The sequence below is a fragment of the Frondihabitans sp. 4ASC-45 genome (assembly GCF_049472575.1).
GTDB lineage: Bacteria > Actinomycetota > Actinomycetes > Actinomycetales > Microbacteriaceae > Frondihabitans.
In genome coordinates, this window is record NZ_JBCEBN010000005.1 from 33,038 (window position 1) to 58,820 (window position 25,783).

Annotated in this window: 24 protein-coding genes and 1 tRNA gene; 9 read left to right on the forward strand and 16 right to left on the reverse strand. The window is 67.7% G+C overall.

The features are described from left to right. Together nrdI and nrdH are read right to left on the reverse strand one after the other, a co-directional pair. Positions 1–441, reverse strand: coding sequence for a class Ib ribonucleoside-diphosphate reductase assembly flavoprotein NrdI (nrdI, locus tag VH571_RS09325; protein ID WP_423264493.1), 441 nt, complete (start codon positions 439–441; stop codon positions 1–3). 33 nt (positions 442–474) lie between these two features. Further along, the gene (gene nrdH, locus VH571_RS09330; RefSeq protein ID WP_055963503.1) at positions 475–708 is read right to left on the reverse strand and encodes a glutaredoxin-like protein NrdH; all 234 of its coding nucleotides are present in this window, start codon (positions 706–708) and stop codon (positions 475–477) included. A 397-nt stretch (positions 709–1,105) separates the two neighbouring features. On the opposite strand from nrdH, the gene VH571_RS09335 reads away from it, so the two are divergent. From VH571_RS09335 to VH571_RS09345, 3 genes are all read left to right on the forward strand, one after another. Continuing rightward, the gene (locus tag VH571_RS09335; protein WP_055963506.1) at positions 1,106–2,317 is read left to right on the forward strand and encodes an MFS transporter; all 1,212 of its coding nucleotides are present in this window, start codon (positions 1,106–1,108) and stop codon (positions 2,315–2,317) included. 162 nt (positions 2,318–2,479) lie between these two features. Further along, entirely contained in the window at positions 2,480–3,310 is an 831-nt protein-coding gene (locus tag VH571_RS09340) for an aldo/keto reductase (RefSeq protein ID WP_123943103.1), read from the forward strand. A 309-nt stretch (positions 3,311–3,619) separates the two neighbouring features. Next, complete coding sequence (locus VH571_RS09345; RefSeq protein WP_123943105.1) at positions 3,620–4,147, forward strand: ribonuclease H family protein; 528 nt, start codon at positions 3,620–3,622, stop codon at positions 4,145–4,147. A gap of 92 nt (positions 4,148–4,239) precedes the next feature. On the opposite strand, the gene VH571_RS09350 is transcribed toward VH571_RS09345, so the two are convergent. Further along, positions 4,240–6,813: a DEAD/DEAH box helicase gene (locus VH571_RS09350; RefSeq protein ID WP_423264318.1), complete on the reverse strand. Its 2,574-nt coding sequence runs from the start codon at positions 6,811–6,813 to the stop codon at positions 4,240–4,242. Positions 6,814–7,339: 526 nt separating this feature from the next. Continuing rightward, positions 7,340–7,846 (reverse strand): hypothetical protein, encoded by a 507-nt coding sequence (locus VH571_RS09355; protein WP_423264320.1) that lies wholly within the window; start codon positions 7,844–7,846, stop codon positions 7,340–7,342. A gap of 158 nt (positions 7,847–8,004) precedes the next feature. On the opposite strand from VH571_RS09355, the gene VH571_RS09360 reads away from it, so the two are divergent. Continuing rightward, positions 8,005–8,895 carry an NAD-dependent epimerase/dehydratase family protein gene (locus VH571_RS09360; protein WP_423264321.1) on the forward strand — a complete coding sequence of 297 codons (891 nt, stop codon included), beginning with the start codon at positions 8,005–8,007 and terminating at the stop codon, positions 8,893–8,895. Positions 8,896–8,981: 86 nt separating this feature from the next. Here the strand turns inward: VH571_RS09360 and VH571_RS09365 are convergent, their stop codons facing one another. The 6 genes from VH571_RS09365 to galU all read right to left on the reverse strand — a co-directional run bounded on the left by VH571_RS09365 (position 8,982) and on the right by galU (position 14,323). After that, entirely contained in the window at positions 8,982–10,547 is a 1,566-nt protein-coding gene (locus VH571_RS09365) for a DUF7059 domain-containing protein (RefSeq protein WP_423264322.1), read from the reverse strand. A 103-nt stretch (positions 10,548–10,650) separates the two neighbouring features. Further along, complete coding sequence (locus VH571_RS09370) at positions 10,651–10,929, reverse strand: hypothetical protein (protein WP_423264323.1); 279 nt, start codon at positions 10,927–10,929, stop codon at positions 10,651–10,653. Between the two features lie 107 nt (positions 10,930–11,036). Then, positions 11,037–11,109 (reverse strand) — tRNA-Ala (locus tag VH571_RS09375). A 340-nt stretch (positions 11,110–11,449) separates the two neighbouring features. Beyond that, positions 11,450–12,628, reverse strand: coding sequence for a hypothetical protein (locus VH571_RS09380; RefSeq protein WP_423264324.1), 1,179 nt, complete (start codon positions 12,626–12,628; stop codon positions 11,450–11,452). Between the two features lie 72 nt (positions 12,629–12,700). Further along, positions 12,701–13,342: a GNAT family N-acetyltransferase gene (locus tag VH571_RS09385; protein ID WP_423264325.1), complete on the reverse strand. Its 642-nt coding sequence runs from the start codon at positions 13,340–13,342 to the stop codon at positions 12,701–12,703. An 81-nt stretch (positions 13,343–13,423) separates the two neighbouring features. Further along, positions 13,424–14,323, reverse strand: a complete 900-nt coding sequence (gene galU / locus VH571_RS09390; protein ID WP_055963530.1) for a UTP--glucose-1-phosphate uridylyltransferase GalU — start codon at positions 14,321–14,323, stop codon at positions 13,424–13,426. Positions 14,324–14,409: 86 nt separating this feature from the next. Between galU and VH571_RS09395 the strand changes: the two genes are divergently transcribed. The 3 genes from VH571_RS09395 (at position 14,410) to mscL (ending at position 15,979) form a co-directional block, all read left to right on the forward strand. Further along, positions 14,410–14,991 (forward strand): 5-formyltetrahydrofolate cyclo-ligase, encoded by a 582-nt coding sequence (locus tag VH571_RS09395; RefSeq protein ID WP_423264326.1) that lies wholly within the window; start codon positions 14,410–14,412, stop codon positions 14,989–14,991. Between the two features lie 43 nt (positions 14,992–15,034). Beyond that, positions 15,035–15,403: an FmdB family zinc ribbon protein gene (locus tag VH571_RS09400; RefSeq protein ID WP_423264327.1), complete on the forward strand. Its 369-nt coding sequence runs from the start codon at positions 15,035–15,037 to the stop codon at positions 15,401–15,403. A 69-nt stretch (positions 15,404–15,472) separates the two neighbouring features. Continuing rightward, positions 15,473–15,979: a large conductance mechanosensitive channel protein MscL gene (mscL, locus tag VH571_RS09405; protein WP_423264328.1), complete on the forward strand. Its 507-nt coding sequence runs from the start codon at positions 15,473–15,475 to the stop codon at positions 15,977–15,979. 8 nt (positions 15,980–15,987) lie between these two features. Here the strand turns inward: mscL and VH571_RS09410 are convergent, their stop codons facing one another. From VH571_RS09410 to VH571_RS09425, 4 genes are all read right to left on the reverse strand, one after another. Then, positions 15,988–17,199, reverse strand: coding sequence for an ABC transporter permease (locus VH571_RS09410; protein WP_423264329.1), 1,212 nt, complete (start codon positions 17,197–17,199; stop codon positions 15,988–15,990). Next, a complete protein-coding gene (locus VH571_RS09415) occupies positions 17,196–17,912 on the reverse strand; it encodes an ABC transporter ATP-binding protein (RefSeq protein ID WP_423264330.1) in 717 nt (238 codons plus the stop codon). The genes VH571_RS09410 and VH571_RS09415 overlap by 4 nt, the downstream gene beginning before the upstream one ends. Beyond that, a complete protein-coding gene (locus VH571_RS09420; protein WP_423264332.1) occupies positions 17,909–18,964 on the reverse strand; it encodes a peptidoglycan-binding protein in 1,056 nt (351 codons plus the stop codon). The genes VH571_RS09415 and VH571_RS09420 overlap by 4 nt, the downstream gene beginning before the upstream one ends. A 117-nt stretch (positions 18,965–19,081) precedes the next feature. Further along, a complete protein-coding gene (locus VH571_RS09425; protein ID WP_423264333.1) occupies positions 19,082–19,567 on the reverse strand; it encodes a hypothetical protein in 486 nt (161 codons plus the stop codon). A gap of 173 nt (positions 19,568–19,740) precedes the next feature. Here VH571_RS09425 and VH571_RS09430 point away from each other — a divergent pair, with 173 nt between their 5' ends. Both VH571_RS09430 and VH571_RS09435 read left to right on the forward strand, forming a co-directional pair. After that, positions 19,741–20,415: a response regulator transcription factor gene (locus VH571_RS09430; protein WP_423264335.1), complete on the forward strand. Its 675-nt coding sequence runs from the start codon at positions 19,741–19,743 to the stop codon at positions 20,413–20,415. Then, on the forward strand, positions 20,412–21,575 hold the full coding sequence (locus VH571_RS09435; protein ID WP_423264336.1) for a sensor histidine kinase: 1,164 nt from the start codon (positions 20,412–20,414) through the stop codon (positions 21,573–21,575). Before VH571_RS09430 ends, VH571_RS09435 begins: the two co-directional genes overlap by 4 nt. Before the next feature lie 53 nt (positions 21,576–21,628). Here VH571_RS09435 and VH571_RS09440 read toward each other — a convergent pair whose 3' ends face one another. Further along, complete coding sequence (locus tag VH571_RS09440) at positions 21,629–21,826, reverse strand: hypothetical protein (protein ID WP_423264337.1); 198 nt, start codon at positions 21,824–21,826, stop codon at positions 21,629–21,631. Between the two features lie 3 nt (positions 21,827–21,829). Further along, positions 21,830–25,690, reverse strand: coding sequence for an AAA family ATPase (locus VH571_RS09445; RefSeq protein ID WP_423264338.1), 3,861 nt, complete (start codon positions 25,688–25,690; stop codon positions 21,830–21,832). Positions 25,691–25,783: the final 93 nt, after the last annotated feature.

A 25,783-nucleotide genomic window follows, 5' to 3' on the forward strand; every position in this document is an offset into this window, starting at 1 on the left:
TTACCTCGAGGTCGTCGACTGCTGTGTCCAAAATCGATCCAATCCTTCTTGCACTGCTTGTACGTCGTCTGGCGTGCCGAAGACCTCGACACGGTAGAGCAGGGGCACTTGGCACTTGGCGGCGATGATGTCACCGGCGAGGCAGTACCCCTCTCCGAAGTTGGTGTTCCCGGCCGCGATGACTCCGCGGATCAGGTTTCGGTTGCCCTCGTCGTTGAGGAACCGGATGACCTGCTTGGGAACGGCACCTCGCCCTTCGCCGCCACCGTAGGTGGGGAGGACGAGGACGTAGGGGTCGCGCGCCTGAAGCGGCTCTTCATTGGGGAAGAGCGGAATGCGCTCAGCGGGGAGCCCTAGCTTCTCGACGAATCGGGCGGTGTTGCCCGAGACGCTCGAGAAGTAGATGAGGTGAGTCGACGTCGTCGCGAGTTGCACGGCCAGACTCCTCTCGGTCGGTGGGGAAAGAAACGCGCTCTAGGCGATCGCGGCGGCGAGGCCGGCGATCTTGTCAGGGCGGAATCCGCTCCAGTGGTCTTCGTCGGTGACGACGACGGGCGCCTGGAGGTAGCCGAGTGCCTTGACGGTCTCGAGGGCCTTCTCGTCGACGGAGACATCGAAGATCTCGTACTCGATGCCCTTGTTGTCGAGGGCGCGGTAGGTAGCCGTGCACTGGACGCAGGACGGCTTGGTGTAGACGGTGATCGCCATGGTTCTCCCCTAGAAAAGAAGTGCGGTGGGTGGTGCCGAGTGGTGTTTGCTCGTGTGCTTCGATACTACATCTAGGGGCCGACATCGGGAGACACAACTAGATGATGTGTTACACCGCTGTAATTACCCGAGGACGATTATCCACAGGGGTTCTCCACAGAAGCCCCGGCTTATCCCCGGAAAATCGGCGTTGTCCACACCTTCCTCCCCACCACCGACACTCGGATCTGTGGATAACCATTTGCGCCTGGGCGCCGTCCCCAGTTCGGGGCACGGCGTGTCGCGACCTGCGACGCAAGGCCGGCAGTGGAACGCAACCAGCGTCGGATCCTCGGCCGTTCTGGGGCGTGGAGGAGCGTGGCGGAATGTCGACGCGGATCCGTAGACTTGTTCCCTTGTGGGCGCCTATTCGAATCTTCTGAAGACGCCGGGAGTCGCACGGATCATCGCCGCACAGCTGACTGCCCGGTTCCCGTTCGGCATGCTGTCGCTGGCGTTCCTGTTGCACGTCGAGCACCAGACCGATTCCTATGGCGCCGCGGGCGTGGTCCTCGCCGCGACGAGCGTCGGCCAGGCCATCTCGGGCCCCCTCACCAGTCGCTGGATGGGCATCTGGCGCATGCGACCCGTGTTGCTGCTGACGCTCGTGGTCTGCCTCACGAGCCTCCTGGTATTCGCACTCGCTCCGCTGACTCTTCCCCTCTATATGGTCGTCGGCTTCTTCGCCGGGCTGAGTGTGCCGCCGATCCAGCCCGCCGTCCGCACCATCTACCCCAAGATGGTCAACTCGACGCAGCTCACTCCCCTCTTCTCGCTCGACGCCTCCGCCCAAGAGATCATCTGGGTCGCGGGCCCCGTCGTCACCACGTTCGTCGGCACGCAGATCGGCACCGTCTACGCGATTCTCGTGGCCGCGGCGTTCCTCATCGGTGGTGGAGCCTGGTTCATCGCGTCTCCCGAGGTGGGCCGTGTGCGCATTCCGCAGAGCAAGCGCGCCTTCGGCAAGGTGCTGCTACGCCCGACCGTGCTCCTGTCGACAATGACCGGCTTCCTCCTGATCGGCACGTGCGCCGCGGTCGAAGCCGGAGTCATCTCGGCGTTCGGCGACGGCAGCCCCAACTCCGGCTTCGTGCTTGCCATCTTCGCGATCGGGTCACTCGTCGGCGGTCTCCTCCTCGGTCACCTCGCCGTCGGGCCGTGGTCGCTGCCGATCCGCATGCTGATCGTGTTCGTCGGCATCATCCTGACGATCGTGATGCCGACGTCGTTCGTCTGGCTGTGCGTCACCCTCCTCATTGCCGGCGTCGGCATCGCGCCCGCTCTCGCCGTGATGTTCGCGATCATCTCGTCGAGCGTTCGTTTCAGCGACACCGCCGAGGCGTACGGCTGGTCGGGCACCGGGCAACTGATCGGCGCTGCGATCGGCTCGGCCATCGCCGGCGCCCTCATCGACTCGAAGGGGACGGTCGGCGGACTCTACGTCGCCGCCGCGTTCGCACTGGTCGGGGTGCTCGTGCCCGTCGTCTTCAAGCGCTGGCTGCCCGATCTGCGCGGCACCGATGCGAGCCCGCTGGCCGACACCGAGCCGGTGCCGATCCAGACGAGCTGACGCGGTCAGTAAACCGGCCCGCCTTCGAATTTGAAGGAGATCTGTGGTGGCGCCCCCGACGGATCCTTGATTCTTCGTCGTACGACAGGCGTTTCTCCTTCGAATTCGAGCCCGCCGTCGAACCCTGGCGGTGCGGCAACCCTGCGCGGCGATAATCGAGTCATGACTCTCGACGCGGTCCCCAGGATCCGGCTCAACGACGGCAACACCATCCCGCAGCTCGGTCTCGGGGTCTACAAGGTCGACGACGACGAGGCGGAGCGCAGCGTCGCGGCCGCCCTCCAAGCCGGCTACCGCCACATCGACACCGCCGAGTACTACGCCAACGAGGCGGGCGTCGGGCGGGCACTCGCCTCATCCGGCATCGCGCGCGACGACGTCTACGTGACGACCAAGGTGTGGAACGACCAGCAGGGCTTCGACTCGACCCTCTCGTCGTTCGACCGCAGCATGGCGAAGCTCGGCCTCGACGTACTCGACCTCTACCTGATCCACTGGCCGGCACCCCGCCAAGACCTCTACGTCGACACGTACCGCGCTCTCGAGCGCCTCCGTGAGGAGGGGCGCGTCCGGTCGATCGGCGTCTCGAACTTCCAGGTGCACCACCTCGAGCGCCTGCTCGGCGAGACCGACGTCGTGCCCGTGATCAACCAGATCGAAGTGCAGCCGTGGCTGCAGCAGCGCGAACTCCGCGACTTCGGCGACACTCGCCACATCGTCACCGAGGCGTGGTCGCCGCTGGCGAGGGGCAGGATCCTCGACGAACCCGTCCTCACCACGCTGGCGAGCGCCCATGGAGTGTCGGTCGCCCAGCTCGTGATCCGCTGGCACCTGCAGTCGGGGCTCGTCGTGATCCCGAAGTCGGTCACACCGTCGCGGATCGCCGAGAACATCGACGTGTTCGGCTTCGAGCTCTCAGCCGACGAGATGGCGTCGATCGCCGCGCTCGATGCCGGCGAGCGCGTGGGGTCGCACCCGGACGAGGTCGGCTGATTCCGCAACTCGCCGGCCAGGTAGCGCGCCGACCCCATTGCAAATTTGAAGGAGATTTGGGCACGCGACCCCGCCGGATCCTGATGTTTTCGTTGCCGGCCGCGCGTTTGTCCTTCGAATTTGCAAGCGAACGGCCGGCCAGCAGCGAGCGCAGGATCCGACGGCGCAGCTCCCAGCCCCAGCCCCGGTACCGTTGCAGGGCACGCGCACTGCACACCGAAAGCGGCAGTGATGCCGGACGACCAGGGCTTGCCCGAGGTCCGGCACCGCTGACGCTTTCGGAGAAGAAGAAGAGCACAAGGAGCACCCATGACGATCACCGCCGCAGCAGACGGTTCCGCCCTCGGCAACCCCGGGCCCGCCGGCTGGGCCTGGTACGTCGACGACTCGCGATGGGCGGCGGGCGGCTGGCCGCGCAACACGAACAACGTGGGTGAGCTGACGGCTGTGCTCGAGCTGCTCCGCGCCACCGCCGACGAAGACGACGACCTGCACATCCTCTGCGACAGCCAGTACACGATCAAGGCGTGCACCGAGTGGCTGCCGGGCTGGAAGCGCAAGGGCTGGCGCAAGGCCGACGGCAAACCGGTGATGAATGTCGAGATCATCAAGGAGCTCGACGCGGCCCTCCAGGGTCGCCGCGTGAAGTTCGAGTGGGTCAAGGGGCACATCGGTCACCCAATGAACGAGGCCGCCGACATCCGGGCGCGCACGGCGGCAGAGGCATTCCAGCGCCGGAGCGAGGTGCCGCACGGCCCCGGGTGGCCGGGCCGGCCCGTGACGACGGTCTCGGATGCGGCTTCCGCGGATCCTGAGCCCCCGGCCACGCTCTTCTAGGACGCCGCCCGACGTCTCGCGGACTCCCCGCGCTGCCGCGGCAGGTCGCCTAGTCCGCCATAGGTCGTGCGGACACACGCCCCGCCCGCGAACTACCCGCCGACCGGACCCACAGCGGTCACCCGCACGACCGCCTCGCCCTGCTCGTTCGATTCGGCGAGGTCGACGGTCGCCGAGATGCCCCAGTCGTGGTCGCCCGCGGGATCCTCGAAGATCTGTCGCACCAGCCACTGGGTGGCGCCCTCCTCGACGACGAGCATCGCCGCACTGCGGGCACTCGGCCCGGTGCCGACCGCGTCGTACTCGTCGTAGTACCGGTCGAGCGCGGAGCCCCAGGCGTCGACGTCGAATCCGGCCGCGGCATCGAGTGCGCCGAGAGCCTCCGCGTCATCGAGAGCCGCGAGCTGCACCCTGCGGAACATCTCGTTGCGGACCAGCACGGTGAAGGCCCGATGGTTCGCGGTGAGGGTGCGGAGGGTCGGCGGCACGATCGCCTCGTGCGACGTGACCTCGGTCGGGTTGACCATCTCTTCCCACTCGTCAAGCAGAGACGAGTCGACCTGCCGCACGAGCTCACCCAGCCATTCGATGAGGTCGAGCAGTTCGTCGGTCTTGGCCTCGTCGGGAATCGTCTGCCGCATGGCGCGGTAGGCGTCGGAGAGGTAGCGCAACACGAGACCCTCCGAGCGCGCGAGCCCGTAGAAGTTGACGTAGTCGCCGAACGTCATCGCCCGCTCGTAGAGGTCGCGGACGACCGCCTTCGGTGACAGCTCGAAGTCGCCGATCCACGGCTGAGACCCCTTGTAGGTCTCGAACAGCGCACCCAGCAACTCGTCGAGCGGCTTCGGCCAGGTGATCTCTTCGAGGCGCTCCATGCGCTCCTCGTATTCGATGCCCTCCCGTTTCATCTCGGCCACCGCCTCGCCGCGCGCCTTGAACTGCTGCTGCGAGAGGATCGGCCGTGGGTCGTCGAGCGTCGACTCGACCACCGACACCATGTCGAGTGCGTACGTCGGCGACTCCGGGTCGAGCACCTCGAACGTCGCGAGGGCGAACGGCGAGAGGGGCTGGTTGAGCGCGAAGTTCGGCTGCAGGTCGACGGTGAGCTGAATGGTCGGACGGGGCGAAGGATCCGCGGCACTCGCGACCCCGGGCACCTGCTCGACCACGCCGGACTCCCGCAATGCCCGGTAGATCGCAATCGCCTGCCGGGCGAGGGCGTATTTCTGCGCCTTCGTCGAGTGGTTCTCGAACACCAGCGACCGGACGTTGCCGAACACGTCGCCGCCGCGGGCGATCACGTTGAGAAGCATCGCGTGGGTGATCTGCATGCTCGACGTGAGCGCTTCGGGTTCGGCCTCGACGAGTTTGAAGAACGAGGGCTCGCCCCACGAGACGAACCCTTCGGGGGCCTTCTTGCGCACGATCTTGCGCTTCTTCTTGAGGTCGTCACCGGCCCGTTTGATCTGGGCGAGGTTCTCGATCTCGTGCTCGGGCGCCTGAAGGGTGACCGTGCCTGCGGTGTCGTAGCCCGCTCTGCCCGCCCGGCCGGCGACCTGGTGGAACTCACGAGCGCTCAGCTGCCGCATGCGCGTGCCGTCGAACTTCGTCAGCGCGGTGAGCAGCACCGTGCGGATCGGCACGTTGATGCCGACGCCGAGGGTGTCGGTGCCGCAGATGACGCGCAGCAGACCGCGCTGAGCCAGTTGCTCGACGAGGCGGCGGTACTTCGGCAGCATGCCGGCGTGGTGAACGCCGATGCCCGCGCGCACTAGCCGGTTGAGGGTCTTGCCGAAGCCGGTCGAGAAGCGGAAACCGGCGATCAACTCGGCGATCTCGTCGCGCTGCTCTCGCGTTGCGATCTTGATGCTCGACAGAGCCTGCGCGCGCTCGAGAGCGGCCGCCTGCGAGAAATGCACGACGTAGATCGGGGCCTCGCCGGTGCTGAGGAGCTCCTCGACCGTCTCGTGCACGGGAGTCGTGGCATAGAAGTAGTGGAGCGGAACGGGACGCTCGACGCCGGTGACGAGGGCGACGGGCTTGCCGGTGCGGCGCCCGATGTCGTCGCTGATCGTCTCGACGTTGCCGAGCGTCGCGCTCATCAGGAGGAACTGCACGTCGGGCAGAAGGAGCAGCGGCACCTGCCAGGCCCAGCCGCGCGAGGGGTCGGCGTAGAAGTGGAACTCGTCCATGACGACCTGCCCCACCTCGGCCGCCGGGCCGTGCCGCAGGGCGAGGTTCGCCAGGATCTCGGCGGTGCAGCAGATGATCGGAGCGTCGGAGTTGACCGACGAGTCACCGGTGACCATGCCGACGTTCTCGGGGCCGAACAGCTCGACCAGCTGGAAGAACTTCTCGCTGACGAGGGCCTTAATCGGGGCCGTGTAGTAGCTGCGTTTGCCTGTCGCAAGCGCTGTGAAGTGGGCACCGGCAGCCACCAGCGACTTGCCGGTGCCGGTCGGTGTCGAGAGGATCACGCTCGCACCCGACACGAGCTCGATCATGGCCTCGTCTTGAGCGGGGTAGAGCGCCCTGCCCGACTCCTCGGCCCAGCCGGCGAAGTCGGTGTAGACCGTGTCGGCGTCGTAGCTGCCGTCGCCGTGCGTGTCGTTCGGCCCGTAGTACTCGGACAGGAGGGCTTTGAGGGGGTACTCGACAGTCGGCATGGTGTCTACGATCCTGCCGTACTCCCCTGCACGGTGCCGGATCGCGTGGGCCGGGCTTGTGGAGTGGGCGGGTGTTCCCGGCGAGTGGGCGGGTGTTGTTGAGGATCGGCGGGTGCTGCAGCACCCGCCGACGCCTAAGAACACCCGCGCACCCGCGCGAGCCCGCCGCGGCGCAGCCGCCAATAAATCCGAGAATGCGCCCCCGTCAACGAGCCGCGAGGCTCGGACTGGGGGCGCATCGACACGTCCCTGGCGGGCGACCGAGCGGAATCGGATCAGGTGACTGCCGCGCGTTCGAACCAGTTGATGGACGTGCTGCCTCGGTAACCAGCCGAAAGCTTTCCTAAGCTATATGCCAACGCATACGACCAACGGGTGATCATCGGGTGATAGATCGGGCGGGTGTGGGTACTTATGCCTACACGGGGCACAGAATTCAGCGTTTCGGGGCACAAGGTGGCTGGACGATCCGACAACCAAAGGATCCGGGGCGCGCCCACACCCTCCAGGCGCCGAGTGGCCCGTGTCAGCTGGCGAGGATCGCCGCCCGAGCGGCCGCGTGCTCCGACTCGGTGATGATGCCGCGCGCCCGGAGGCCGTCGACCTCGCGAAGGCGCTCCTCGAGCGTCAACGTCGGGGGTGGTGTCGGCAGTGGTGTCGGAGCATCCGCCGAGGCAGTTGCTCCGGAGGCGTCATCTGCGGAGGCAGCACCCGACCCGACCTTCTGCGCCTGCAGCGTGTCCAGGGCCGCCGCACGGATGTCGTTGTCGAGCGTCAGCGGGTTCTTGCCCTGCTGGGCGAGCTTGACGGCCCGATAGATGGCAAGGCCGATCCCGATCACGATGATGATCACGATGATTGTGAAGATCGCCGAGAACGCCTGTCCCGGCCCCGACTGCATCAACGGGTCGCTGCTGCCGCCAAACGGATCGGAGCCGTCGATGAACGGATCGTCGGCCGAGCCGTCGCCGGTCGTCAGAGCCGGATCGAAGGCCGAGGCGAAGACCATCGCGTGCGTGAAGAGTTCCCCCATGCGCTGATTGAAGCGCGCGGAGCCCCGGCGGCGCAAGTCGAGTGCCCCGTCTCAGACCCCCCACAACGGGCCGCCGGATCCTGGGCTCCCCCGTCTGCGATGCTGTAGAACGAAAAGATGCGGTTCTCGCCGCCCACCCCCACTCAGAAGGATCGACGATGTCGTCAGCCCCTACCCCCGTCCGCGTCGCTGTCACCGGCGGTTCCGGCAAGCTCGGCCGTGCGGTCGTGCGCGATCTCGCCGAGCACGGCTACGAGGTGGTGCTGCTCGATCGCGTGCCGTCGCCCGATCCCGTGCAGGGCGTCTCGTTCACCCGCGTCGACCTCTCCGACTACGGGCAGGTGCTCGAGGCGCTCACGCACATCGACGACCGCTACGACCACATCGACGCAGTCGTGCACCTCGGGGCTATCCCGGCGCCGGGGCTGGTGCCGAACGCGGCCCTGTTCACGAACAACGTCACGTCGAGCTACAACGTGTTCGCGGCTGCTCGCGCCGCCAAGATCCGCAACGTCGTCTGGGCCTCGAGCGAGACGCTCCTGGGTCTTCCCTTCGCCATCGACCCGCCGTACATCCCCGTCGACGAGAACTACCCCGTGCGCCCCGAGTCGTCGTACTCGCTGGGCAAGGCCGTCGACGAAGAGATGGCGCGGCACTTCACCCGCTGGGATCGCCAGCTCAAGCTCATCGGCCTGCGCTTCTCGAACGTGATGGACGACGCCGACTACGAGGCGTTCCCGTTCGACGACGACCCGGAGTCGCGCTCGTTCAACCTGTGGTCGTACATCGACCACCGCGACGGCGCTCTCGCTGTGCGTCTGGCGCTCGAGTCGGATCTCGTCGGATTCGAGGCGTTCATCATCGCCGCGTCCGACACGGTCATGAACAAGCCGACGGCCGTTCTCGCCGACCAGTTCCTGCCCGACGTCGAGCGTCGTTCAGCCGTCGAGGGCACCATGCCGCTGCTCTCGAGCGACAAGGCCCGCGACCTGCTCGGCTTCGTGCCCGAGTACTCCTGGCGCGGCTGGGGCGATCGCTCCGGCAAGTAGCGCGAGTGCGTGACTGTCCCCGATCTGCTGATGTCAGGGCTCTGCCATCAGCAGATCGTGGACGATCACCCGGTTGTGTGAACGGGTCAATGATCAGCGGGTGAGAAACTCAGGATCCCGCCCACCACGAGGTCACGCACCTGCGGCAGCAGCTCAGCCCGCAGGTCGGCCTCCGGCGCCTCGAGCAGCTGCGCGAGGGCGCCCACGATCGCCCCGACGCTGAGCTCGCCGTCGCTGGCCCCGACAAGCGCCGTCAGGGCCGTGCCCGCGTCGACGGTCCGCCCGAAGCCTCCGCCCTGCCGCAGCGTGATCACCGTCGGGTCGTCGTTGCCCGGCCAGTAGTGCCGCTCCTCCGTGACGTCCCCGGCGACCTGCATTGTCGTCTGCGCGAGGTCGTCGTCCGACAGGGTGCGCAGCCGGTCCAGGGCGTCGAGCGTCGCACCGAGATGGGCGCCCAGCCCCACGTCGGAGCGGACGAGGGAGCCTCGGAGACTCTCGATCCGTGTCTCGGGCCGCGCCGCGGGATCCTTCGGTCTTCTGAGCGTGACGTACCCGAAGCCGACCTCGACGACGCCGCGCGCATCGAAGTCATCGAGCCATGCCCCATAGAGCCGCTCGAATTCGGGGCTGCCGGGTCTCGTGCCGCCATCGCGGATCCAGGTCTCGGCATACGACGCAGGATCCTGCGCCTCGCGCTCTACCACCCAGACGTCCACCGCAACACGACCGCGCTCGGCCCAGTCCCCCACGCTGAACGGACCTCGCTTGTCGCTCGTCGCAGCACCCGTCTCCCAGTTTCCGAGCAACTGTGCGATGCCGCCCGGCGCGAGGTGCTCTCCTGCCTGCTCAACAACCGTCGCGACGAGCGCATCGCCGACCATGCCGCCGTCGCGGTACTCGTAGGCGGGAACCCCGTCGACGCGCGGCGTGATGACGAACGGCGGGTTCGACACGATGTGGTCGAACGTCTCGCCGGCGACCGGCTCGAACAGGCTGCCGAGGCGGAACTCGATGCCGTCGATCAGGTTGAGCTCGGCGTTAAAGCGGGCGAAATCGAGGGCGCGCTCCGAGATGTCGGTCGCCACGACGTGACGCGCGTGCCGGGCGGCGTGCATCGCCTGAATGCCGCAGCCGGTGCCGAGGTCGAGTGCCCGATCGACCGGTCGGGCGATCATGAGACCGCTCAGAGTCGCGGAAGCGCCGCCGATGCCCAAGACATGGTCTTCGCGAAGGGCCCCCTGCAGGGCGAGCTCACCGAGGTCGGAGGCGATCCACCAGTGCGCTTCGCCGGAGGCATCCGTGAACGAGTAGGGGCGCAGATCGACCAGGGCGCTGACCATGCCGCTGTCGTCGCGTGCCACGAGCTCGAGTTTGATCGCGCCGTCGAGTCCGAGCGTCGGCAACGCGGTAGCCACGGCATCGGCGGGCTGCGGGTAGCCGAGTACGAACAAGAGCGCCAGGGTGTCAGACGCGCGTTCTGCAGGCGTCTCCGGGATCCTCGAAGCCAGCGCCCGTCGCGCCGCGATCCGCTCGCCCCGGAACAACGCAGCACCGCCCTGAGCGCCCCAGGCCCCGGCACCGCTCAGATGCGACACGGTGAAGAGGGAGGTGGAGAGGTCGGAGCGGAGGCGGGAGATCAGGTCGGAGCGCACCGGTCCATCCTGCCGCACTCCCTTCGTCGGTCGGCGCGGGCTCTCCTAGTCGCGTATCGCAGGCTTAGTCGCGCTCTTTCGCGACTAACCCTGCGATTCGCGACTAGGTGCGAGCTAGTCGGCCCGGCAGGAACGGCAGCAGCGGCGCCCGGTAGCGGATCGTCTTGGTGCCCTGCTCGACGATGAGCTCGGCGGCCCCGAATCGCCAGAGCCGATTGAAGAGGAACACGCCGATCGTGTCGCCCGGCTCGACCTGCCAGGTGCCGACGCCCCACTGCGCCGGCTGGCCGCGCCCGTCGATCACGACGGTCGGCTTCGGATACCACCCGATCGGCGGCTTGGCGAGGGCGAGTTCGATGCGAAGCGTCTGCGATTCGGGCACGCGTTCAGCCTAGGTGTCGGTGGCTTCCGCCCCGCCTGTAGCGCCAACGAAGCGACCAGACCAGCACATGCAAATGGCCCTCCCGTAAGGAAGAGCCATTTGCAGGGTGGAGCTAAGGAGATTCGAACTCCTGACCTTCTCATTGCGAACGAGACGCGCTACCAACTGCGCCATAGCCCCAAACTGCTCCTCAACGATATCACCCCGTCGGCGGCGCTACCGACACAGTCAGCAGGCGCCATCCAGTCCGGCAGTGACTCGACCGAGGCGGGCCGGCCTCCCCTGAGAAGCGTTTTGCGGGCCGTCAAATTTGATGGACATCAAAACGCGGCACCACTTCGATCCGCGTCGAATTTGATCGCGCGCAAAACGCCTCCACGGAGGTGCCACCTCCCGCTCAGCCAGCCTCCACCTCAGCGAAGGCGCCCACGACACCGGAATGCGATTAGGACACCGCCGAAAGGCAGCGCCGCCGCCGAAAGGTAGTGCCGCGACAGGAGAGCGGTGTCGGCGCGAAAGGTCAGACCGCGCGACGACGCTGCAGAACGTCGTCGAGGCTGAGCTGCTCGATCTCGCCCTCGTCGTAGAAGCCCATGCGCGCGAAACGGCTCGTGGCAGCGGGTGCTTCGGCAGCAGGCGCGACAGCAGGCTCAGGATCCGCGGCAACCGCCGCAACCACCGGCGTCTCCCGGGCCGACCCAGCCGACCCCACGGACCCCACCGACCCCACGGACCCAGCCGACCGCGCCGACCGCTGCGCCTGCAGCGCCGCTTCCGCCCGCGCCACCTCGCGCAGAGCTTCGCGCTGGGCGTCCTGGCTCGCGGCCTCCTGCTCCTGGCGCAGGGCTTGCTCCTGACGTAGCGCCTCCGCCGAAGCGGCCGCGGCCTCCTGCAGAGCGGCGGCATCGGCCGCGTTCGTCGCACTGCCCGCGACCGCTGCCGAGCGAGCCAGCGCGCGCGCCGAACCCCGTCGCAGATACAGGGGGCGGGGCATGGCGACGGGAGTCCACTGTCGTGACGCGGTCTCGGAACGCGACCCCGCAGGATCCTGCGCTTCGGCCACGACCCCGTCCGCTGCCTGCGACGGGGCGAAGTCGTGGAACGCCTGCGCCACCGGAGTCGCCGAAGCGGTCACCGCGGGCGCGACTCGGGCTCGGCGTGCGCGGGCGCGCGACACCGCCGACAACTGCCCGAGCATGACGACCGAGCCCGCTCCGGCGATGGTGCCGGCGACGAGGAGGAGCCACGCCGACGGAAAGCCGACGATGCCGGCCACGAAGGCGATGAGGGAGGCGACGAGCACGAGCGTCGACACGAGGCGGGTGCGGCGGAGACGACGCGCGGCAAGAGCCGGTTCGGCGTCGGCGGCGCGGAGAACGGGAGCGGTCGCGGCGAGTTCACGGGTGACCGCACGCTGGCGGGCTGCCTCCTGAGCGCGGCGGATGGCCTCGCGCTTCGACTCCTCGGAGCGGAGGATCTTCTGCGCCGTCGCGACGGACTTGGCATTGGCTTCCACGCGGACCTCCTCGGGCAGCTCGGCGGTCTGCGCGAGAATGCGCAGCGTCTGCTGCAGGCGCACCGCGTTGCGCTCGGTGGCGAGGTACTGCTGACGTTTCGCCCACGACGGGATCAGGTAGACCAGCCAGAGCACTGCGACCAGCCCGAGGACAATGCCTCCACCCCACGACCCGATTCCCATGCTGGCAAGGGTAGGAGGGCGGTGCGTGCCAACCCGGCTGATCGCGGGGTGTGTCGAGCCGCCACTGCCGAACTAGTAGCTGCGAGCGGCCTCGTCGAGGGCGTCGGGGGGCACGGATCCTTGGCCCGGAGGAATCCGGCCCTCGTGCCAGCGGCGCAGGACCCCCTCGGAGACCTCCTCGGCGACCAACCCGAAGCAGAAGTGGTCGCGCCACTCGCCGTTGATGTGGATGTAGCGGCGACGCAGGCCCTCGTAGCGGAAACCGAGCTTCTCGACCACCCGGAGGCTGGGGCCGTTCTCGGGTCGGATGCAGATCTCCATCCGGTGCAGGCCGAGGCGCTGGAAGCAGTAGTCGGTAGCCAGCGCGACGGCCGTGGGCGTGGCGTTGTGGCCGGCGGCCGACTCTGTGACCCAGTAGCCGATCGTCGCGGAGGCGAGCGAGCCGTAGGTGATCCCCGACACGTTGAGCTGTCCGACGAAGCGCCCGTCGAGCTCGATGGCGAACGGCAGACCGAGGCCCGCGCGCGCATTGGTCTGCAACGAACGGATGCTCGACCGCACGTCGATCGTCGTGAAGCCGTGCGGGTTCGTGGCCTCCCACTGCCTGAGCCAGGAGCGGTTCTCCGCCAGCGCCCGGTCGAGGTCGCGTGCGTCCCGCAACCGCAGGGGTCGGATTCCGATGCGCCCCGACACCAGCGTGGGGATGGTCGTCACTTGGTTGCCAATGGTTCTCGGGAGGTGGGGCCCCTGTCAGGGCCGCACCCACGTGGTGTCCGGGTTGTCGTCAGGCCCGGGTCAGGCCTTTTCGAGGCCTGCCGTGAAATCGATCAGCCACGATTTGAGGTCGTCGCCGAGGTCGTCTCGGTCGCTCGCGAGCTGCACGATGGCCTTGATGTAGTCGAGTTTGTCACCGGTGTCGTATCGGCGCCCGCGGAACACGACGCCGTAGACGCCGCCGGTCCACTCTTCGGCGGCAGCCATCTTCTCGAGAGCGTCCGTGAGCTGGATCTCGCCGCCCTTGCCGGGCGCCTGCTTCTCGAGCACGTCGAAAACCTCGGGGCGCAGCACGTAGCGGCCGATGATCGCGAGGTTGGAGGGGGCTTCGCCCTGCGGGGGCTTCTCGACGAGACCGGTGATCTTCACGACGTCGTCTTCGTCGGTCTTCTCGACCGTGGCGACACCGTAGAGGTGGGTCATCGACTCGGGCACCTCGAGGAGGGCCACGACGCTGGCGTTCTTCTGACCCTGGACCTCGATCATGCGGCTGAGCAGCGGGTCGCGCGCATCGATGATGTCGTCACCGAGCAGGACGGCGAACGGTTCGCGGCCCACGTGCATGGAGGCGCGGAGGACGGCGTGACCGAGGCCGAGCGGGTCGCCCTGGCGCACGTAGTGCATGTCGGCGAGGTCGGTCGACTGGTTGACCTTGGCGAGTTTCTCGTGGTCGCCCTTCTTGCGAAGCGTCTCTTCGAGCTCCGACACGTGGTCGAAGTGGTTCTCGAGCGCGTTCTTGTTACGACCGGTGATCATGAGCACATCGGTGAGGCCGGCCGAGACGGCCTCCTCGACGACGTACTGGATCGCCGGCTTGTCGACGACGGGGAGCATCTCCTTTGGCATGGCTTTGGTTGCGGGAAGAAAGCGTGTGCCCAACCCTGCTGCTGGAATGACGGCTTTAGAAATCGTGAAACCCATGCCGCTCAGCGTATCTATTTCCTGCGTTACGGAGCGGTTAAGTTTGGTCTCCGGTCGTCTTCGACCGGGCGGTTACGATTGCGGGCATGACCGATCTGGTGTCCGATGCCAAACGAGCCCTCCGAAAAGAACTGCGCTCCCGGCGCCGCATGATGACCGACACGGAGGCCGACTCGTCGACCGAGGCGCTGACCGAGCACCTCATCGGCCTCGCCACCGAACTCGGCATCACCTCGATGTCGGCGTATCTCTCGGCCTCGTTCGAGCCCAACACGCGCCCGTTCCTCAACTGGGCCCACAACCGCGGCATCCGGGTGCTCTACCCGATCACCCGCGAAGACGGATTGCTCGACTGGGCGGTCTCGACCGACTTCGAATCCGAGACCGAGGGTCTCTTCGGCCTGCCCGAGCCGATCGGCGAGGTGCTGAGCCCGATGGCGATCAACGACGTCGACCTGATCATCGTTCCGGCAGCGCAGATCGACCACACCGGCATGCGCATGGGCTGGGGCAAGGGCTACTTCGACAAGACGCTCGGGTCGATGGAGAAGCGCCCGCCGGTTTATGCTGTGGTGTTCGACTCCGAGTACGTCGAGTCTGTGCCGAGCGAGAGGCACGACCAGCCCGTCGACGGCGTCGTCACCCCTTCCGGCATCGTCCGGTTCTGATTCCGCTCCACCCTTCTCTTTTCCCCCGAGGCTCCGAGGTCCTGTGCCCACCTACAGCTACCGCTGCACCGAGTGCGGCAACGCGTTCGACATCCAGCAGTCTTTCTCTGACGACTCGCTCACGGTGTGCCCCGTCTGCTCTGGCAAGCTCCGCAAGATCTTCTCGGCCGTCGGCGTGACCTTCAACGGGTCGGGCTTCTACCGCACCGACTCGCGCGCCAAGCCGTCCGAGGGATCGGGGTCGGGTTCGCCCAAGACGCCGAGCAAGAGCGCAGGATCCGACGGATCCTCGTCCGGCACGGCGTCCGGCAGCGCGGCAGCGCCGTCCAAGCCCGCCTCCTCCGGTTCGGGCTCGGGGTCGGGCTCCTCGAGCTCGGGCTCCTCCGGTGGCGGTTCGTCGCCCTCGAAGTAACGCGGATACCCTCGGTCTGGTTGAGTCGACGGAGATTCACGTCTTTTCCGTCTACCTCGAGGAGCACCCGTGAAGGGCTTCAAAGAATTCATCCTGCGCGGCAACGTCATCGATCTGGCCGTCGCCGTCGTGATCGGTGCCGCCTTCACGGCGATCGTCACCTCGCTCGTGACCAACATCTTCAACCCGCTCATCGGCGCTCTCTTCAACGCGTCGATGCTCGACGATGCGCTGAAGGTCGACATTCCCACCGTGGGCGGCGGCAAGCCCGCAACGCTTCTCTTCGGTGCGGTGCTCGGTTCCGCGATCAACTTCATCATCATCGCCGCGGTCGTGTACTTCTGCCTCGTGCTCCCCGTCAACTCCCTGCTCAAGCGCTCGTTCGCCAAGCAGAAGGCGGACGAGGGCAAGCCGCAGGAGGTGCCGCCGACAGACGTCGAGATCCTCAGCGAGATCCGCGACCTGCTGCGCGCGCAGAACACCTCACTCGGCGACACGCATGGGTCGCACGCCGCCCCCGTCGCTCCCCCGACGGCCACCGGCACCACGGGCGTCCCCGGAATGCCCTCGGCCTGAGCGCCCGTTCAGCTCTGCAGTGCTTCGGTCGGCGGGATTCGCGCGGCCCGCATGGCGGGATACAGCCCGGCCAGGGCTCCGATCACGAGCGTCGCGCCCAGGCCACCGGCCAAGACGACCGGCGGGATCGAAATCGGCCAGCCGTTGCCCACGGCGAAGGCGGCCGTGACTGCCGCCCCGATCACGATGCCCGCCACGCCGCCGAGAAGGGACAGGAAGAGCGCTTCGGCGAGAAATTGTCGCCGGATGTGCGGACGAGCTGCTCCGAGCGAACGGCGGAGGCCGATCTCACGGCGGCGTTCCAGTACCGAGATGACCATCGTGTTGGCGACGCCGATGCCGCCGACCAAGAGCGCCACCGACCCGAGGCCGACCAGCAGGCCGGTGAAGGCCTGATCGGAGGCCTGTTTCGCCGCCAACGCGTCGGAGGGACGACCGACGGTGACGTCGGAGGGAGACTGGGGCGCGACCGTGCCGGGAATCAACTGCCGCACACTGTCGATGCGCTCCTCGTCGGCCCGGATGTAGACCGAGGTCGGGTGCACCCGCTCGCCGCCATTCGCCGAGGTGCCCTGCTGTTCTCCGACAAACACTGAGGTATCGATCTCGGGGGCGAGCTCGACGCGCTCGAGGATTCCCCCGACGGTGTAGACGTCGTCGCCGAGCAGGATCTGCTCGCCCGGTCGGGCCACTCCGAGCTTCTCGGCCGACTTCGCGCCGAGCACCACCACCGGATACCGGCTGGTGCCGTCGGTGAGCCACGAGCCGGCGGCGAGATGCCCCCCGACCACCCGGAGCAGATCGGACGATGCCGTCATGACGCCGAGCCCGTTCGTGTCGGTCTTCAGCGTGGCTGCGCTCCGGTAGGCGTGGAGGTCGACGAGGAGACCGGTCGTGCCGACGGATTCGACGCCGTCGACGCGTTGCACGAGTCCGCCGACGCCGAATGGCAGGGGCTGCTCCTCGCCGAAGACGGAGGTTCCGGGCGCGACGGTCAGCAGGTTGGTGCCCAGGCGGTCGAGGGTGGCGCTCAGCTGTGCCTGACTCGACGACGAGATGCCGACGACCGCGATCATGGCCGCGATGCCGATGGCGATGCCGAGAGCGGAGAGGATCGCGCGGGTGGGCCGGGCGATGAGGCCGGAGAAGCCGAGGCGGTAGACATCGGACGCGAGGAGGCGCGAGTGCATCGGCGTCTCGCGGACGGCCGAGACGCTCACGGTGTGGCTCCCGCGGTGACGACGACCCGCTCGGAGGTCGACGAGCTGTCTGCGGTGAGTCGACCGTCGCGGATCATGATCCGGCGGGGCAGCTTTTCGGCGAGCGCATTGTCGTGAGTGATGACGATGATCGATGTGCCTTCGCCATGCAGTTCGTGCAGGAGATCGACGATGCCGGCCCCCGACTTCGAATCGAGGTTGCCGGTGGGTTCGTCGGCCAGCAGCAGCGGAGGACGGTGGACCACGGCGCGGGCGATGGCAACGCGCTGACGTTCGCCTCCCGACATCTGGTTCGGTCGATGGCCGAGGCGGTGACCGAGGCCGACCCGGTGGAGCGCCTCGACCGCCCGGATCCTGCGCTCTCGAAGCGGGACGCCCGAATACAGGAGCCCGTTCGCCACGTTGTCGGTCGACGTCACGCCCTCGCTGAGGTGAAACTGCTGAAACACGAAGCCGATCCGGTGGGCGCGGAGGCCGGAGAGCTGCGCGTCGGTCTGCCCGACCACGTCGACACCGTCGATGAGCACCGTGCCCGCCGTCGGGCGGTCGAGGGTGCCCAGCACGTTCAGGAGGGTCGACTTGCCGGAGCCGGACGGGCCGACGACAGCGAGCATCTCGCCGCGCTCGACCGTGAGAGAAACGTCGTCGAGGGCTCGGGTGGGTGGTTTGCCGTACTCGCGGCTGACTCCGCGGAGCTCGATGACGGCGCTCATGTCGGCACCACGACCTTGTCGCCGGCTTTCAGCGCGCCGCCCGTGACTTCGACCCGCTCGCCGGCGAACAGGCCGACGGTGACGGGAACCGACTTGGTGGCTCCGGCCGTGCCGATGACCTCGACGACGAATCCTCCGTCACTCGCGGCGCCGAGGGCCGTCACCGGAACGGACAGCACGTCTTTGCGGGTCTGCGAGACGAAATCGACCGTGACGTCGACTCGATCGAGATCGCCGATCTTCGACGAGTCCAAGGATCCGATGGTCACGGGGGTGGTCGTCGTGCCGTCGTCGTCGGTGACGGGGTCTCCGAGAGCTTCGACCTTGCCTGCCACCCGTGGCCCCGTGGGTAGAACGACGGTGACTCTGCCGCCGAGCCGCAGAAGCGGCGACCCCACGGGCAGGTTGACGGTGACGATCTTGGTCGTGCCTTGGGTGTCGTACACGGGTGTGCCAGGGCTCACGGTGCTGCCGACGGGCAACTTGCGTTCGGAGACGACCTGGTCGCCCAGCCCGAACCAGATGCGCCCCTGCTCGATGGTGCCCGTGACCTTCTGTCCGGTGTCTTTCTGCCACTTCTCGATGGCGACGCGGGTGTGCCAGTCGAAATGTCGGGTGGCCACTTCGTCGAGATAGCCCCAGGCGAAGAGGTTCTCTTCGAGCTGCTGAATGTCGGGGCCGTCGTCCATGCCCTGTTCGAAGGCACGCCACTGCGGTAAGACACCGCTGAAGTAGACGACGGGTGTGTTGTCGACGCGGTAGAGGTCATCGCGGGGCTTGATGACGTCGCCGACGCTCGGAATGCTCGTCAGAGTACCCTCGGGGCCGCCCGGCACAGTCACGCCGGGGGTTCCGTGCAGCTTGCCCTGCTTGGTGCTCGTCCCGTTGAGGTCGCCCCGCTCGACGGTGGCGGAGCCTGTCGAGAGCGATCGACTGAGAGCGTCGGCGTCGGCGGGGCGTTCGCTGCCCTGGGCCAGGAGGACTCCTCCTGTGCCGAGGACGGCGGCTCCGGCAATACATGCCGTCACCACCAGGATTCGTCGGCGGTTCATATCTGTGGTCCTGTCTGTCTGTTGCCGCGGGTTTGAGAAATCGTCAGCCCGGTGTCGGTGTCGGTTGTGCGAGAAGGAGCCGCCAGCGATCTGCCCGGCCAGCTTCGTCGCTCGGTCTCAACCAGCACGATTGAAGCCCTCTGGCGGTGGCGCGATGTCACACTTCTTGAGAGTCGAGGCAGGGACCCCGGAGAGGTCGACCGCGCCGGTAGTAGGAACGTCGACGCCCTCTTTGCGGAGGCAGTCGTCTTGGGCATCGCGGTCGCGCTTCGCCTGCTCGTCTTTCTCAGCGCCGGGCCGCTTGCCGAATTTCTTCTCGACTGTCTTGGTGCAGGCCGTGGAGTCGGCCGTCAGCGATTCTGGTGTCTCGCCCTCGCCCAGGCTGAAATCTTGCGATCCATCGGCCTTCGGATCGGCGTACTCGTGCCCGGCATCGCGCACGCAACGGGCAAATTCGAGCTGCCAGTCTTGGAACGACGCTGTTTTCTTCTCGACGGAGTTGCCGCCCGTCGAATCGGAGTCGGCGCTCGAGCAGGCGGAGAGCCCGAGGAGGAGAGGGGCTGCGACGAGCCCGAGGGCCAGGGGCGCGAGAGGGTTTCTCATGATGGCGACTTTCTGATCGGGGCGACGACGCTGGTGCGACGCCGATCGCAGGGAGCGACAGGACCCAGTTCATTGCTTCGACCGCATCGACAGCGTCAAGAAAAATGTTTATTTCATTTTGACATGTCGACATCTAGGCTGAGGGCGACCCAGAACCCGACAGGGAGCAATCAGTGCGTGTGCTCATCGCCGAAGACGAGATCTATCTCGCCGAAGCCATCCAGACCGTGCTCGCGCGAGAGGGCATGGCCGTCGACGTCGTGCACGACGGCGACCAGGCTCTCGAGCGTCTCGCTGTCAACGATTACGACGCCGTGGTGCTCGACCGCGACCTACCCGGCACTCACGGCGACGACGTCTGCCGCACCGTAGTGGCGGGTGAATCCGGTTCGGCAGTTCTCATGCTGACCGCGTCCGGCCATCTCGACGAGAAGGTGGCGGGCTTCGAGCTGGGCGCCGACGACTACCTGACCAAGCCCTTCGCGTTCCCGGAGCTCATCGCTCGTCTCCGGTCGCTGGCCCGGCGCCCGCGAGAGGCGCGCCCGCCGGTCTTCGAAGCGTCGGGGGTCAAGCTCGATCCCTTCCGGCGCGAGGTCTACCGCGACGGCCGCTACGTCAAGATGACCCGCAAAGAATTCGCAGTCCTCGAGGTGCTGATGGCCGCCTCGGGAGGTGTCGTCAGCGCTGAGAGGCTACTCGAGAAAGCATGGGACGAAAACGCCGATCCGTTTACGAACTCCGTGCGCGTGACCATCTCGACGCTGCGTAAACGGCTCGGCGAGCCGTGGGTGATCGAGACGGTTTCGGGTTCCGGCTATCGATTCACGAACACGCCGAGGGCTCTATGAGAACCGGCTCTCGGCTCCTCCGTCTTCTGGCGCCGAACGCCAGTGCCCGGCTCCGGCTCACGATGGCCTTCACACTCCTGGTGACGGCCGTGGGCGCCGCCATCGTCATCTCGATCTACCTCGTCATGACCTACGTGCCCACGTACCGCATCCGCAGCACTGAGAGCGACGTCTCGCCGAGCGAGGAGCCGTTCGCCCCCACCGGGCTGACCGAGGGCACGACGACCCGGCCGTCCACAGACTCGGTCGCTTTCCTGAGCGTCGCCACCGAAACCGACATCCTCCGCACCCTGCTCACCACATCCCTGATCGTCTTCGCGGCCGTGCTCCTCGTCGGGGTCTTCTGCAGCTGGATCGTCGCGGGCCGTGTGCTGCGACCGGTCGAGCAGATCACCGAAGCCGCCAGGCGGGCCTCCTCCGGCAGCCTCGACCACCGCATCGAACTCACTGGGCCGAACGATGAATTCCGCCGCCTGGCCGAGACCTTCGACGACATGCTCGAGCGACTCGACCGCTCGTTCGAGGCGCAGAAGCGGTTTGCCGCCAACGCCTCCCACGAACTCCGCACTCCCCTCGCCACGACGCAGGCCATCCTCGATGTGGCCCTCCTCGATCCCTCGAGAGTCGAGGTCGAGAGCTTCTGTACCAAACTGCGAGAGACCAACTCCCGCAATATCGCCATGGTCGAGGCGCTGCTCGCATTGTCGGACGCCCGGGCAGGAACGACCGCCGGTGAGCGGGTCGAGCTCGACGACGTCGCGCGCGAGGTGATCGACACGGCCCGCGCCGATGCCGAAGCCAGGGGAATCGATGTGCACTCGGCCGTCCTCGGATCCTCGGTCACCGGCGATCCCGCCCTGATCCGCATGCTCATCGGCAATCTCGTCGCCAATGCGATCCGCTACAACGTGACCGGCGGCCACATCTGGATCACCGTGTCGGGCGGCCGTATCCGCGTCGAGAACACGGGGGTACCCGTCGCAGACGACGACCTCGCTCGCCTCAGCGAGCCGTTCTTCCGCTCCGCGGGCCGGATCGCAGGATCCCACGGGCTCGGCTTGGCACTCGTCGACGCGATCGCGACGGGGCACGGCGCGCACCTCGACATCTCGGCGCGCGACACGGGCGGCCTCGTCGTCGAGGTCGGCTTTCCTCGCTGACGCCGATCAGCGCGCTTGAGAATTAGGACGGCCGGGCCAGCCGGCACGACCCGCTACCAGTGCGGCGGCTTGTCGGCCTTGAGTCGGGAGTCGTTGTCGCCCGAATCGCGGCGCCGGTCGGCGGGGGCCGGGTTCGGGTCGGATCCGGGAGCGGGGTCGGTGGTCACACGGCGGCCGGAGCGACGCTGACCGCGCACCCGAGAGGTGGCCTGCGGGGGTGCCGCGGGATCCTGAAGGTCGTCGTCGGCCATGGCTCAGGCGTGGTTGACGTGCGAGCGGGCCCCCACGACCGGTGCCTGTTGGATGGGCACCGGCTGCGTGTGGGTCGCCCCGATTCCGAGCACGTCAGCGATGCGGGTCGCGACGGCGTCGGGGTCAGTGAACAGCTGGAAGGCGTGCACGCGCACGTAGTGCCAGCCGAGACGGCGAAGGATCTCGGGGCGCTCACGCAAGGACTCACGGAGGCTCGAGGTGACGAGCGTCGAGTCGGTCTCGATGGTGACGCAGACGCCGTCGTTCGCGCAGACAAGGCCGAGCTTGCCGCGGTGTCCGAGCGCCACGGGAATACCCTTGGCCTCGAGGCGCCGAGCGAGGTCGACCAGCATCGGATCGGAATCATCGGGAACGTGCTCGGCCGTCGTGCGGACCTGCACCTCGCTGAGGATCTCGGAGAGCGCGACGGTGCCGTGCCCCATGCGGTCGGCGTCGATGTGCGACGGCTGGAAGCAGGTGACGATCACCATCGAGCGGCGGGCCCGGGTCATGGCCACGGCGAGGAGTCGCTCTCCGCCCGGCTGCCCGAGCGAACCGAAGTCGCTGAGGACGCGGCCGTGCGGCGTGCGGCCGTAGCCGATCGAGAAGATCACGTGATCGCGACTCTGGGCGACACTCTGCTCGAGGGTCGCGACGACGAAGGGCTCGCGGCGGTCGCCGATCACGAACTCGGTCAGGTCTTTGTGCCCGCTCACGGCAGTGAGAACGGCCTGCTGCACCCGGATGGCGTGCTTCGCACTGGCGGTGATGACCATCAGCGACTCGGTGGGACGCGAGCGGGCGTGCTCCAGGACGAGCGCGACGACCCGGTCGACCTCGGCGTCGACGCTTTCGACGGCACCGGACTCGGGGTCGGGCACGGCGGTGCCGCCCGACACGTAGTCGAGGGCGATGCTGCCGTGACCGAGGAAGCTCCCGGCCCACGGAAGCGACTCGATTCGGCCTCCGTAGAAGCGGCGGTTGACGAGCTCGGCGAGGTCTTCGCCGCCGGCACGATAGCTGCGGGTCAGTGACAGCGTCGGCAGCAGGGTCGAGAGACGAGCGAGAGCCGACTCTTCGTGCAGCTGCTCGAGGCGCGACTCGGCGGTCGCGACGGCGTCGAAGTCGTCACCGGACTCAGGATCCGTCGGCGCGCGTTTCACGACTCGGGCCGGCGCCTCGTCGACGTACGGCGCGATCGCGATCGAGAAGTCGGACGGCGTCTCGGTCACGGGGTCGCCGAAGGCCACGGTCTGCTTGCCGCGACGAATCGCGCCCACGTTCTCGGCGAGGGTGGTGGCCCCGGCGTCGACGAGTATCACCGTGTCGAACGGCACGGTGTCGGCGATGCGGTGTACCTCGTAGGGCGAGGCGATCCAGACCGGTGCGACGGAGCGCGAGAGGTGCGGGGCGGCGTCTTGCAGCATGCGACTGGAGACGTTCGGGTGCTGCAGCAGACGCTTGAGCTGCGCGGCCTCTTCGGGCCAGTCGACGAGACCGAGCTTCCAGTTCTCGGCGAGCTGCCATCCGAGCGACTGGGCGCTTCCGGCGGCGTGCGCCTCGTCGACGAGACGGAAGTCTGCTTCGAGCCGGTCGAGCATGCCGGTGTTGGCACCGAGCAGCGCCCGATCGGCCTCGAGGAGCGACTCGAGAGCGGAGCGCCACCAGGCGAGCTCGAGCTCGGCGGCGACCTGCGCCTCGGGCACGTGCCGGTTGGCGAGGTCGGTGATGAGCGGCGAGAGCTCGAGGTCGCGCAGAGTCGTCATGAGCTCGGTGCGCTCCTGCAGGTTGCCGAGCACGTCGCTGTCGGCGGCCAGCACCTCGAGCTTCTGCTGCAGCTCGTCGATGCCGATGGCCTCGAGGAGGTCTTCGCCGGTGAGCCCGAGCGGCTTGTCGAGCTGCGCCAGGTCGTCGGCGACGTGGCGATAGAGCGAGATGGTGTCGGTGACGCCGGTCGGCACCTCGGGCGGGGTGCCGGCAGCGACGTAGCGCTGCCAGAGGATGCGCTGCTGCTGCACGCGCTCGAGCGCCTCGTGGAGATCGGCTACGTGCATGCCCGGGCGCACATACTCGCGGGCGAGTTTCTTCAGACGGCGGCGATCTCCGCCGGACATCTGCCCGTCGCGACGCCCCGAGGTCGCTTCGACGAGCTCGGCGACGCTGCGCTCGAAGACGACGGGGAGGAACTTGTCGAGGGTGTCGCGGACATCGGCGAGCAGGCGCAGGTAGATGCCGAGCTCGTGGATGCTGACGAAGGGACGCATGCGCGTCGCGCCAACGACCTCGTTCGCCCGCTCGAGCAGGTGCGGCACGTCGCGATGGAAAAGGTTCTTGGCCAGTTGGTGGGCCTGGCCGGCGGTGGGCCCGGATCCTGCGCCGTCGTCGAACCGCGCGCCGTACCAGGGCGAGTCGCCCGGCCCGTAGAGGAACTCGCCGAGGTTGGCCGCGTTGACCATGGTCTCGGCGACCCGACCGCGGCCCTCGACCATGGACTCGACACTCTTGCGACTCAATCGCGCGGTGGTCGCCGGAGAGGCCGGAAGCAGCGCGAGACGCGCGAGTTCGGTCAGGCAGTCGAGAACCGAGACGCCGAGCACCGGGTCTTTGCGGCTGAGCGCACCGCGGTAGTCGACGAGCACCCGGCGCAGGCGCACGAGAGCGTCGTCGACCTCGGCCATACCGGGCTGCTTGGCCTTCTCGTTGCGGCCGATTGCTCGGATCACATCGCGGCGCAGCGTGGTCGGAGAGACGGCGACACCGTTCAGGCCGATTTCGGAGAGGCGCGACGAGATGGCCCCGAGCGTGGCTCGGCGGGCGCTGACGACGAGCACGCGCTTGTTCTGCGCCACAAGGGTGCCGATGGTGTTGACGATCGTCTGTGTGCCGCCGGTGCCGGGGAGCGTCTTGACGACGACCGAGTTGCCGGCCGTGATCTGCGCGACGACGTTCTCTTGCTCGGTGTCGGCGTCGAGGAGGAGCGTGTCGGTCTCGGGGCTGCGCTCGTCTTGTGGCGTCGGCGAGACGGGGCGGTAGGCGGAGCGGATCTGCTGCTGCGCGCTGGGGTTGCCAGCGAGGGCGTCGAGGACGAGGTGCGAGAGGTCGCCGGCGTCTTCGACCATGGCGTCGGAGACCGCGGCGAAGGTCGAGACGACGAGTCGGGGCTGCACGGTGAAGCCATCGAGGTGAGCGGTCAATCCACGCAGGCGGTCGATGACCGGGTTCGGGGTGAAGGATCCCTCGCGGTCGGCGAGCGCGACGAAGGCCGGTGCGTCGAGCGTGATGCCGAACTGGTCGTGCAGCGCATCGGCCAGCGCCGGGTTGAGGAACGGGGCACCCAGCAGTTTGACCTCGAAGTCGCGCCCGTGGCGGCGGATCGCCAGGGGGCGGAGCAGCAGGGGTGCACGGAAGGTCTCGCCGGCGTATGCCCACTGGGCGATACCGATGGCGAGGTGAACGGCATCGATGCCGCGGACGGTAGCCAGCTCGAGTCCCTTGGCGGCGATCTCGCCCGCGGCGATCCGAGCCGTGCGGAGGGCGAGGTCGTCGCGAATCAGGCTGGAGAGGAGAGTCGTCTTGCCCGTGATGAACTGCGCGAGGCCACCGGGATGGGTCGTGCTCAGCTCGATGCGTGTGCGGGGCGCGTCACGGAAATGCAGAAGGGTGGATTCCCCACCGACCGCATCGAGGCGGGCCCGCCAACCCTCCCACACCGGGTCGGCGACGTTCCCGACCGCGAGGGAGGGATCGCCGAGACTCAGGGTGTGCGGTTGAGTCTGGTTCGACCCCGGGGTCGAGTCGGAGAGGGGCGGCAGACCGGAGTCGATTCCGTCGCCGTCGCCGTCAGTACTGTCGAGACGCCACACATATCGACCTTAAGCGGTGCGACCCGGGAATGTGGGGAGGACGAGCTGTTTTTCGTCAGACGAGACTCCTTCGACGACGGCTTCTGCGAGGCG